The organism is Streptomyces olivochromogenes (assembly GCF_021538895.1).
GTDB classification, from domain to species: domain Bacteria; phylum Actinomycetota; class Actinomycetes; order Streptomycetales; family Streptomycetaceae; genus Streptomyces; species Streptomyces olivochromogenes_A.
Genome location: NZ_JADDRL010000194.1, coordinates 1 through 9982 on the forward strand (window position 1 = coordinate 1; position 9982 = coordinate 9982).

Below are 9982 nucleotides of genomic sequence, written 5' to 3' on the forward strand. Positions count from 1 at the left end.
GGTGTAGAAGGTGAAGCCCAGGTCGGAGGTCTTGGCCAGGGCGCGCTTGAGGACGTAGCGCGGGTCGGCGAAGGACGGGGAGCCGTCCGGCATGAGGATGTCGCAGAACATGCGGGCGGTGCCGGGGGCCTCGGCGCGCCACGGCAGGACCTGGAACGTGGAGGGGTCCGGCTTGGCGATCATGTCGGACTCGTAGACCCGGGCGAAGCCCTCGATGGCGGAGCCGTCGAAGCCGATGCCCTCGTCGAAGGCCTGCTCCAGCTCGGCGGGGGCCACGGCCACGGACTTGAGGAAGCCCAGCACGTCCGTGAACCACAGGCGTACGAACCGGATGTCGCGCTCCTCCAACGTCCGGAGCACGAACTCCTGCTGCTTGTCCATCTTCCGCTTCCCCATCCTTGCTGGTCAGGCCGCCTTTCCCCGGTGCCACCGGAGGCGGTCGGGCACCTGAGCATCACACCACAACAGCGTTTCACGCGCGTTGCGGACCTTGATCGCCCGGGCGACCTCGGCCTGAACTCGTCGCATCCGGCAGGTGTACCGCTCTGTTGCCCATCTTGCCTGCTCGGACCGACATCCGTAATGGCCGGAGCCGATCACCGGCCCGGTGCTTAATTTGCATCTCAGATGCAAGTTTTATTACGGTGCCGGTGCAGTCGATCCATGGAGTTCCCGAGGAGACCCGATGCTGTCCGATCAGTCCGCCACCACCGTCCGTGCCACGCTCCCCGCCGTCGGGGCCGCCATCGGCGAGATCACCGCGCGCTTCTACGCGGGTCTGTTCTCCGCCCACCCCGAGCTGCTGCGTGACCTGTTCAACCGTGGCAACCAGGCCGCCGGTACCCAGCGGCAGGCCCTGGCGGGTTCGATCGCCGCGTTCGCGACGCACCTCGTCGACCAGCCGGAACGGCGGCCGGACGCGATGCTGGGCCGTATCGCGCACAAGCACGCCTCGCTCGGCATCGCGCCGGAGCAGTACGCGATCGTCCACGAGCACCTCTTCGCCGCCATCGCCGAGGTCCTCGGCGAGGCCGTCACGCCGGAGGTCGCGGCCGCCTGGGACGAGGTCTACTGGCTGATGGCCAACGCCCTGATCGCCATCGAGAAGCGGCTGTACGAGGAGAGCGCGGACGAGGCCGGGTGGCGTCAGTGGGAGGTCACCGAGCGGATCACGGAGACCGCCGACGTGGTCACCTTCCGGCTCCGGCCGGTCGACGGCGGGCCGGTGCGGGACTTCCGGGCGGGCCAGTACGTCTCGGTGGGCGTGACGCTGCCCGACGGCGCCCGGCAGATACGCCAGTACAGCCTCTCCGGGGCGCCCGGCACGGACGTGCGGCAGATCAGCGTCAAGCGGGTGCCCGAGGACGCCACGACGCCGGAGGGCGAGGTCTCGAACCACCTCCACGCGCGCGTGGCGGAAGGCAGCGTGCTGGAGCTGTCCGCGCCGTACGGCGATCTCGTCCTGGACCAGGTCACCGACACGCCCCTGCTGCTCGCCTCCGCCGGTATCGGCGTGACCCCGATGGTCGCGATGCTGGCGCACCTCGCCGAGGGCGGTCACCGCGCCCCGGTCACCGTGGTGCACGCCGACCGCACCCCGGCCGACCACGCGCTGCGCACGGACCACGAGGCGTACGCCGCCAAGCTCCCGGACGCCGCCGTGCACCTCTTCTACGAGCGGGACGCCGAGCCCGGCACGCGCACGGGGCTCCTCGACCTGAGCGACGTCCCGGTCCCGTCGGGCACGCGCGCGTACCTGTGCGGTCCGCTGCCCTTCATGCGCGCCGCCCGGGCCCAGCTGATCGCCAAGGGCGTGGTCCCGGCCGACATCCACTACGAGGTGTTCGGTCCCGACCTGTGGCTGGCCGGCTGAGAAACCCCCCTCCCGAAAGTCCCGTCGTCCGCCCGCTGGGCGGGGCCGGCGGGACTTTCGCTGTGCTGTTAGGGGCGTCGGCCGGAGATTCCCAGCAACAGAGGGCCGGTCGGGTCGGCGACGATCTCGTCCACCGTCACCGGGTCCAGGGCCGCGAAGAACGCCTCCTGGGCCCGGCGCAGGGCGCCGCGCAGACGGCAGCCGGAGTTCAGCGGGCAGGGCGTGGCGCCCTCGCAGTCGACGACGTCCCCCTCGCCCTCGAAGGAGCGCACCACGGCCCCGACGGACGCCGTACGCCCCTTCTCGCTGAGCGCGAGCCCGCCGCCCCGGCCGCGCCGGGCGTCGACGAGGCCGAGGTGCTGGAGCTCGGCGACGACCTTGGCGGCATGCGTGTATGGCACCTCCATGTCCGCCGCGACCTGCCGGGTCGTGGGATGGGACGGGCCGGCGACGGCGAGCCGCATGAGGACCCGCAGGGCGAGATCGGTGGAACGCAACAGCCGCATACCCCGCAGCGTAGATAATGCGCATTCAGGGTTCAAATTAACTTTGGCGTGCCCTCCCTACGGGAGGGCACGCCTTCAGGATTACGATCAGCGGGCCCAACCGTCACGTCCGTCCCGGCCCTTTCCCCCCAGAAGGACATCAGCCATGGGTTCCGCCAAGAACAGCAACGCCGCGCGCAAGGCGCGCATAGAGGAGATGCGGCGCGCCGAGCAGGCGCGCGAGCGCCGCAACCGGTTCCTCGCCGTCGCCGCGAGCGTGGTGGTCGTCGCCGGTCTCGTCGTCGGCGGTGTCGTGCTCGTGAACTCACAGAAGGACAAGGGCGCCGACAAGGCCGACACGGCGAGTGACGCGAAGAACTCCGGCCACTTCGTCATGGGCAATGACGGCGTGCAGACCTGGAAGGGCACCCTGGGCCGCACGCACGTCACCTCGGCCGTGCGGTACCCGATGGAGCCCCCGGTCGGCGGCAACCACAACCCGGTCTGGCAGAACTGCAACGGGGACGTCTACACCAAGGCGGTCAAGAACGAGAACGCCGTGCACTCGATGGAGCACGGCGCGGTCTGGGTGACGTACAACAGCAAGGCCTCCAAGCAGGACGTCGAGGCGCTGGCGGCGAAGGTGAAGAAGACGCCGTACACGCTGATGAGCCCGGACGACGACCAGAAGGACCCGATCGTGCTCAGCGCCTGGGCGCACCAGCGCACGGTGACGGGGGCGAAGGACCCGAACGTGGACAAGTTCTTCGCGGAGTTCGTGCAGGGCAAGCAGACGCCCGAGCCGGGCGCGGCCTGCACGAACGGGCTGTCGCAGTGAGGCATGTGGCACTGATCGCGGGGGCCGCGGCGGCGGTGCTCGTCGCGGCCGGCGCGATCACCTATGCCGTCGCCGAGGGCGACGACTCCACCGCGAAGACGCCGGGCGCGCTGTCGGCGGACGCCGGGTTCGCCCGGGACATGGCGGTCCACCACCAGCAAGCCGTCGAGATGTCGTACATCGTGCGCGACCGCACCAAGAACGAGGAAGTGCGCCGGCTCGCCTACGACATAGCGCAGACGCAGGCCAACCAGCGCGGCATGCTGCTGGGCTGGCTGGATCTGTGGGGGCTGCCCAAGGTGTCGTCCGAGCCGCCGATGACCTGGATGGGCATGGGCGACATGGCCGCCGGCAAGGACGGCGCGCTGATGCCCGGCATGGCGGCGAACACCGAGCTGAAGAAGCTGAACACGCTCAGCGGCAAGCAGGCGGAGATCCTGTACCTCCAGCTCATGACGGACCACCACAAGGGCGGCATCCACATGGCCGAGGGCTGTGTCGCCAAGTGCGAGGTCGACGTGGAGAAGCGGCTCGCGCAGGGCATGGTCGACGCGCAGCAGTCGGAGATCGAGTTGATGGCCGGGATGCTCAAGGAGCGCGGCGCCGCGCCCCGTTCGTGACACCTCCACCCGGACGAAAGCCACAATTCACCCCGGATGACTGTTCCTTGAGATTCTCTTGACTTTTGCCTTCCCCTGGCATGAACGGTTCATCGAAAGAGTGGCCCCCATCGTGTGATCCATTCGCGGGCCGACGCCGCCGCGGGCCCCGAGCGGATCGCAGATGACCAACCACTACATGCATGCGAACCGCATCGCAGGGGGTTCTATGAGATCCAACCGCGCCAAGACGCGCGCCGTGGTGAGCATGGCAGCGACACTGCCCATGATCGCCGGTGCGCTGGCGCTCGGCATACCCGCGGCGCACGCCGCGGACCCGGGCCGGAACGCGCTCACCGGCACCAAGCCCACCTGGGCCACGGCCACGGCGGACAAGGGCGCCACCTCGAACGACGCCCAGCTCTCCGCCCGGGTGTACCTGGCCGGCCGCAACGCCTCCGGCCTCGCCGCCTACGCGAAGGCGGTCTCCGACCCGTCCTCGCCGCTGTACGGCAAGTACCTGAACGCCAAGCAGGTGCAGGCGCGCTACGGCGCGACCAAGGCGCAGGTGGCCGCCGTCAAGACCTGGCTGAACTCGGCCGGGCTGAAGGTCACGAAGGTCACGCAGCACTACATCGCCGTCACCGGTGACGTGTCCGCCGCCGAGAAGGCGTTCGGCACCCAGCTGCACAACTTCGTCAAGGGCTCCAAGACGTACCGCGCGCCGCAGCACACCGCCTCGGTGCCGGCGGGTCTGAAGGGCGCCGTCCTGACCGTCACCGGCCTGGACAACGCGCCGCACAAGTCGAGCCACGACGAGCAGCTGCCCCCGCCGGACGCGGTGTTCAAGAACTCCGGGCCGTTCTCCTCGTACTTCGGCTCGAAGATCGCGACCACGCTGCCGGACGCGTACGGCTCGAAGATCCCGTACGCCATCAAGGGCTACACCGGCAAGCAGCTGCGCTCCGCCTACGGCGCCGGCACCAACACGGGCAAGGGCGTCCGCGTCGCCATCACGGACGCGTACGCCTCTCCGACCATCGCCTTCGACGCGGCCAGCTACGCGAAGAAGCACGGTGACGCGGCCTACACCACGGGCCAGCTGCACCAGGTCCTGCCCAAGAACTACACGAAGACCAAGGAGTGCGGGGCGGCCGGCTGGTACGGCGAGGAGACCCTCGACGTCGAGGCCGTGCACGCGGTCGCGCCGGCCGCGGACATCACGTACGTGGGCGCCGCCTCCTGCTACGACGACGACCTGCTCGACTCGCTCAGCAAGATCGTCGACAACCACCTGGCCGACATCGTCTCCAACTCCTGGGGCGACATCGAGGCCAACCAGACGCCGGACCTCGCGGCCGCCTACGACCAGGTCTTCCAGCTGGGCGCGGTCGAGGGCATCGGCTTCTACTTCTCCTCCGGTGACAACGGCGACGAGGTCGCCAACACCGGGACGAAGCAGGTCGACACCCCGGCCAACTCGGCGTGGGTGACGGCGGTCGGCGGTACCTCGCTGGCCGTCGGCAAGGACGACAAGTACCAGTGGGAGACCGGCTGGGGCACCGAGAAGGCCACGCTGTCCGCGGACGGCAAGAGCTGGACCGGCTTCCCCGGCGCGTTCACCTCGGGTGCGGGCGGTGGCACCAGCAAGACCGTGCCGCAGCCGTACTACCAGAAGAACGTCGTCCCGAAGGCGCTGGCCACGGCCAACAACGCCGCCGGCAACCGCGTCGTCCCGGACATCGCGGCCATCGCCGACCCGAACACCGGCTTCCTGGTCGGCCAGACCCAGACCTTCCCGGACGGCACGGAGCAGTACAGCGAGTACCGCATCGGCGGCACCTCGCTGGCCGCGCCGGTGATCGCGGCGGTCCAGGCCCTGGCCCAGGAGGCGCGTGGCGGCAAGGCGCTCGGCTTCGCCAACCCGGCGATCTACGCCAAGTCCGGCACGAAGGCGTACCACGACGTCACGGACAACCCCACCGGCTCCGGCCTGGCGGTGGCCCGTATCGACTTCGTGAACGGCTTCGACGCCACCGGCGGCCTCGCGACCTCGGTCCGCAGCCTCGGCAAGGACAGCTCGCTGTCCGCGGTGAAGGGCTACGACAACGTGACCGGCGTGGGCACGCCCGCGAACGGCTACGTCTCGTCGTACCGTCGCCACTGATCCGCTGACGCGGTAGGCGCCAGGGGGCGTGGGGTGCTCGACACCCCACGCCCCCTATCGCGTCGCTCTGACGATTACACTGGGCGCGTGCCTCCGTTGAACTTCTGGTCGATCTACCAGCATGGCTTCGCCCGCGTCGCCGCGTGTACGGGTCACACCGTCATCGCGGACCCGCACGCCAACGCCGAAGCGGTCCTGCGCCACGCACGCCGGTGCGCCGAAGAGGGCGTCGCCGTCGCCGTCTTCCCCGAGCTGGGGCTGTGCGGCTACTCCATCGAGGACCTGCTGCTGCAGGACGCACTGCTCGACCAGGTCGAGGAGGCGCTCGGCGAGGTGGTGGCCGGGTCGGCGGACCTGCTGCCGGTGCTGGTCGTCGGTGCCCCCCTGCGCCACCGCAACCGGATCTACAACTGCGCGGTGATCGTGCACCGCGGCCGGATCCTCGGTGTGGTCCCCAAGTCGTACCCGCCGAACTACCGGGAGTTCTACGAGCGCCGGCAGATCGGCGACGGCGCCGACGAGCGCGGCGGATCGATCCGGTTCGGCGGCGAGAGCGTGCCGTTCGGCGTGGATCTGCTGTTCGCGGCCGAGGACGTTCCCGGTCTCGTGCTCCATGCCGAGATCTGCGAGGACATGTGGGTGCCGGTGCCGCCCAGCGCGGAGGCGGCCCTCGCCGGTGCGACCGTCCTCGTCAATCTCTCGGGCAGCCCGATCACGGTCGGACGGGCCGAGGACCGCAAGCTGCTGTGCCGCTCGGCGTCCTCCCGCTGCCTCGCCGCGTACGTCTACGCGGCGGCCGGCCTCGGCGAGTCGACCACCGACCTGTCCTGGGACGGCCAGGCCATGGTCTACGAGAACGGCGCGCTGCTGGCCGAGACCGAGCGGTTCCCCCTCGGCGACGAGTACGCGGTGGCCGACGTGGACCTCGACCTGCTGCGTCAGGAACGGCAGCGGACGGGCACGTTCGACGACAACCGCCGCACGCACAGGGCGCGGACGAGCGACTTCCGCACGGTCGCCTTCGAACTCGACCCGCCGCTCACCGACCTGGGGTTGCGCCGTCGCCTGGAACGCTTCCCGTTCGTGCCGGCCGACGCCGACCGCCTCGCCCTGGACTGCTACGAGGCGTACAACATCCAGGTCGAGGGCCTCCAGCAGCGCCTCGCGGCGATCGGCGGCCCGAAGGTGGTCATCGGGGTGTCCGGCGGCCTGGACTCCACGCACGCGCTGATCGTCGCCGCCCGCGCGATGGACCGCGCGGGCCGGCCGCGCAGCGACATCCTGGCCTGGACCCTGCCCGGCTTCGCCACCAGCGACCACACCAAGGACAACGCCCACAAGCTGATGAACTCGCTCGGCGTCACCGCGGCCGAGCTGGACATCACGCCGACCGCACGGCTGATGCTGCAGGAGATGGGCCACCCGTTCGCCTCCGGCGAGCCGGTGTACGACGTCACCTTCGAGAACGTGCAGGCGGGCCTGCGCACGGACTACCTCTTCCGGCTCGCCAACCAGCGCGGCGGCATCGTCCTCGGCACCGGCGACCTGTCGGAACTCGCCCTCGGCTGGTCCACGTACGGCGTGGGCGACCAGATGAGCCACTACAACGTCAACTCGGGCGTGCCGAAGACGCTGATCCAGCATCTGATCCGCTGGGTCATCAGCAGCGGCCAGTTCGACGACGAGACCGGCAAGACACTCGCCGCGATCCTCGACACGGAGATCAGTCCGGAACTCGTACCGGGTGAGGAGATGCAGTCGACGGAGTCGAAGATCGGGCCGTACGCGCTGCACGACTTCACGCTCTTCCACGTACTGAGGTACGGCTTCCGGCCGTCGAAGATCGCCTTCCTGGCCTGGCACGCCTGGCACGACCCGGAGGCCGGCGCCTGGCCGCCAGGGTTCCCCGAGGCCAAGCGGGCGGCGTACGACCTGCCGGAGATCCGACGCTGGCTGGAGGTCTTCTGCCGCCGCTTCTTCGGATTCGCGCAGTTCAAACGCTCGGCCATGCCGAACGGACCGAAGGTCTCGGCGGGCGGTTCACTCTCGCCGCGGGGTGACTGGCGCGCACCGTCGGACAGCTCCGCCCGGACGTGGTTGCGGGAGCTGGCGCGGTTCGACGATTCGGAGGGGTGAGGGGGACGGCCCTCCTGGGCTCCTGGGCTTCTGGGCTTCTGGGCTTCTGGTTCAGCTCTTGAGTGAGGTGATGAAGGGGGCCCAGGCGGTGGGGGTGAGGATTAGGGCGGGGGAATGGGGGAGCTTGGAGTCGCGGATGGGGATGAATCCGGGGATGTTGTCGGCGACTTCGACACATTCCCCGCCGTCCCCGTTGCTGTAGCTGCTCTTGAACCAGAGCGCGTCACTCAAGTCGATCCGGTTGCTTGCCATTTCGGTAATCCTCTGCCGCTGCCTTGATCATGTCGAGGGACGTGTCTGGTGACAGCGCGACAGCCCTGAGCCGATCGTATGCCTTGCGGTACTGCTTCACGAGGGCCGGATCATCGATGGTGTCACCGCTGTAGGACGCCTCGGTGTAGATCAGCGGCGGCGCGTCCGGGAAGGTCATCACCATGATGGAGGCGGCCATCAGGGGATACGCGCCGCACGTCCGCGGAACGATCTGCGGAGTGATCCGGCGCCGCTCGGCCAACTCCACGACCCGGTCCAGCTGTTCGGCCATCTCCAGCGGGGGAAGGATCGGATCCGCGATCAGCGACTCGTGCAGGACAGCCCAGTACTCCGGGGTGGAGTGATCCTCCTCGAAGAGGCGGGCGCGGGCGAGTCGGGCCGCCACCTTCTCCTCGACCCACTCGTCGGAAGCCGCCGGGTGCGCCGACCGGACCAGCGTCCGAGCGTACGGGGCGGTCTGGAGCAACCCGGGGAAGATGATGGGTGACCAAAGCTCAATGGCCTCCGCGTACTTCTCCGCCTCCAGAACCTTCTCGAAGTACGCGGCATGCGGCCCCCTCCGCGCCTTGCGCACATCCTCACAGTGCCGCTCGAAGAACCCGTCGGTGTTGAGCACCCGATCCGCATGCCGGGCCAGATCGAGCGGCATCCTCCGCTCCCCGTGCTCGATGTCGCTGAGGTACGTCTTGCCGTAGAAGCTTCCTTCGAGGAACGCCTCCAACGACATCCCCGCCGCCTCCCGCTTCCACCGCAACTCCTTGCCGTAGAAGGTCGGGACGCTCATCGAGCCGTCAATGTCCTTGCGCCGTGCCATGGTTCACCTTCAGCTGTCCCGGTCGCGAACGCGAAACCCCTTTCACGGTAGCGACCCCGGCGACAGTCTGTGAGGTGTTCGTCACACACCGCACAAGAAGAGGACGACGCCCTTCATGCCCGACCCCTCCCCCACCGATTCCGACGTCACGTACGCAACGCCCGCCCGCCGCGCCGCCGCACTCCGAAAGACGGTGGCCGAGCGATGACGCCACGCGAACTCCGTCTGCTGGCCACGCCGAAGGCCGTACCGGAACTCCGTCACCATCTCCGCGACCTCGACTTCGACGTGCGCCTGTGCGCGACGGAGTTGCTGACGAACGTCATCAATCACGTGGGCGAGGGCACACCCGTGACCGTCCGTGTCATCGGCGAGCCGGGGCACGGGCACACCCGTATCGAGGTGACGGACCCCGATACGCGCACCCTGCCCGTCCTGCTGTCCGCCTCGGCAACGTCGGAGTCGGGGCGGGGTATGGCCCTTCTCGACGCCCTGACCGACCGGTGGGGCGTGGACCAGGCCCCGGACCGCAAGACGGTCTGGTGCGAACTGAGCTGATGGGTTGCCGTTGGGGCCACTCGCTTCTTGGCCAGTGTCGTGCTTCCGCGCCCCGAGTAAAGGGCGCTCCGCTGTCGCTCCGCGTCGCCTGCGGCGATGGCCCTGCGGGCCACCCTTGACTCGGGCCACTCCAGCCCGATTGAGAAGCGAGCGAGCGGCCCGGAAAGACGGGTGGCCAGGCGGGGTTCACCCTTCAGGTTCGCTGCGATTGTGCCGTCGGCGGAGGGGGCGCGGCCGCG

General features: G+C 69.4%; 10 protein-coding genes. 6 read left to right on the forward strand and 4 right to left on the reverse strand.

All coding sequences use genetic code 11. The annotated features are described in order from the left end of the window. Nucleotides 1-381 (reverse strand): glutamine synthetase beta-grasp domain-containing protein (locus tag IPZ69_RS44835; protein ID WP_235460675.1); only part of this gene is annotated, 381 nt, incomplete at its 3' end. A gap of 304 nt (nucleotides 382-685) precedes the next feature. On the opposite strand from IPZ69_RS44835, the gene IPZ69_RS44840 reads away from it, so the two are divergent. Continuing rightward, nucleotides 686-1873 (forward strand): globin domain-containing protein, encoded by a 1188-nt coding sequence (locus IPZ69_RS44840; protein WP_235460676.1) that lies wholly within the window; start codon nucleotides 686-688, stop codon nucleotides 1871-1873. 68 nt (nucleotides 1874-1941) lie between these two features. Here IPZ69_RS44840 and IPZ69_RS44845 read toward each other — a convergent pair whose 3' ends face one another. Beyond that, complete coding sequence (locus tag IPZ69_RS44845; protein ID WP_235460677.1) at nucleotides 1942-2379, reverse strand: RrF2 family transcriptional regulator; 438 nt, start codon at nucleotides 2377-2379, stop codon at nucleotides 1942-1944. Between the two features lie 145 nt (nucleotides 2380-2524). Between IPZ69_RS44845 and IPZ69_RS44850 the strand changes: the two genes are divergently transcribed. From IPZ69_RS44850 to IPZ69_RS44865, 4 genes are all read left to right on the forward strand, one after another. Continuing rightward, nucleotides 2525-3196 carry a DUF3105 domain-containing protein gene (locus IPZ69_RS44850; RefSeq protein ID WP_235460678.1) on the forward strand — a complete coding sequence of 224 codons (672 nt, stop codon included), beginning with the start codon at nucleotides 2525-2527 and terminating at the stop codon, nucleotides 3194-3196. Beyond that, complete coding sequence (locus IPZ69_RS44855; protein WP_235460679.1) at nucleotides 3193-3816, forward strand: DUF305 domain-containing protein; 624 nt, start codon at nucleotides 3193-3195, stop codon at nucleotides 3814-3816. The genes IPZ69_RS44850 and IPZ69_RS44855 overlap by 4 nt, the downstream gene beginning before the upstream one ends. Before the next feature lie 208 nt (nucleotides 3817-4024). Beyond that, the gene (locus tag IPZ69_RS44860) at nucleotides 4025-5962 is read left to right on the forward strand and encodes a S53 family peptidase (RefSeq protein ID WP_235460680.1); all 1938 of its coding nucleotides are present in this window, start codon (nucleotides 4025-4027) and stop codon (nucleotides 5960-5962) included. A gap of 87 nt (nucleotides 5963-6049) precedes the next feature. Further along, the gene (locus IPZ69_RS44865; protein ID WP_235460681.1) at nucleotides 6050-8098 is read left to right on the forward strand and encodes an NAD(+) synthase; all 2049 of its coding nucleotides are present in this window, start codon (nucleotides 6050-6052) and stop codon (nucleotides 8096-8098) included. Nucleotides 8099-8149: 51 nt separating this feature from the next. Here the strand turns inward: IPZ69_RS44865 and IPZ69_RS44870 are convergent, their stop codons facing one another. Then, nucleotides 8150-8350, reverse strand: a complete 201-nt coding sequence (locus IPZ69_RS44870) for a DUF397 domain-containing protein (RefSeq protein ID WP_235460682.1) — start codon at nucleotides 8348-8350, stop codon at nucleotides 8150-8152. Further along, complete coding sequence (locus IPZ69_RS44875) at nucleotides 8322-9185, reverse strand: helix-turn-helix domain-containing protein (protein WP_235460683.1); 864 nt, start codon at nucleotides 9183-9185, stop codon at nucleotides 8322-8324. The genes IPZ69_RS44870 and IPZ69_RS44875 overlap by 29 nt, the downstream gene beginning before the upstream one ends. A gap of 204 nt (nucleotides 9186-9389) precedes the next feature. Here IPZ69_RS44875 and IPZ69_RS44880 point away from each other — a divergent pair, with 204 nt between their 5' ends. Then, nucleotides 9390-9743 (forward strand): ATP-binding protein, encoded by a 354-nt coding sequence (locus IPZ69_RS44880; protein WP_235460684.1) that lies wholly within the window; start codon nucleotides 9390-9392, stop codon nucleotides 9741-9743. Nucleotides 9744-9982 lie beyond the last annotated feature (239 nt).

Bases quoted from the DNA above. Each gene is read 5' to 3' on its own strand.
- IPZ69_RS44840 (WP_235460676.1), top strand. From the start codon at position 686: ATGCTGTCCGATCAGTCCGCCACCACCGTCCGTGCCACGCTCCCCGCC.
- IPZ69_RS44845 (WP_235460677.1), bottom strand. From the start codon at position 2,379: ATGCGGCTGTTGCGTTCCACCGATCTCGCCCTGCGGGTCCTCATGCGG.
- IPZ69_RS44850 (WP_235460678.1), top strand. From the start codon at position 2,525: ATGGGTTCCGCCAAGAACAGCAACGCCGCGCGCAAGGCGCGCATAGAG.
- IPZ69_RS44860 (WP_235460680.1), top strand. From the start codon at position 4,025: ATGAGATCCAACCGCGCCAAGACGCGCGCCGTGGTGAGCATGGCAGCG.
- IPZ69_RS44870 (WP_235460682.1), bottom strand. From the start codon at position 8,350: ATGGCAAGCAACCGGATCGACTTGAGTGACGCGCTCTGGTTCAAGAGC.
- IPZ69_RS44875 (WP_235460683.1), bottom strand. From the start codon at position 9,185: ATGGCACGGCGCAAGGACATTGACGGCTCGATGAGCGTCCCGACCTTC.
- IPZ69_RS44880 (WP_235460684.1), top strand. From the start codon at position 9,390: ATGACGCCACGCGAACTCCGTCTGCTGGCCACGCCGAAGGCCGTACCG.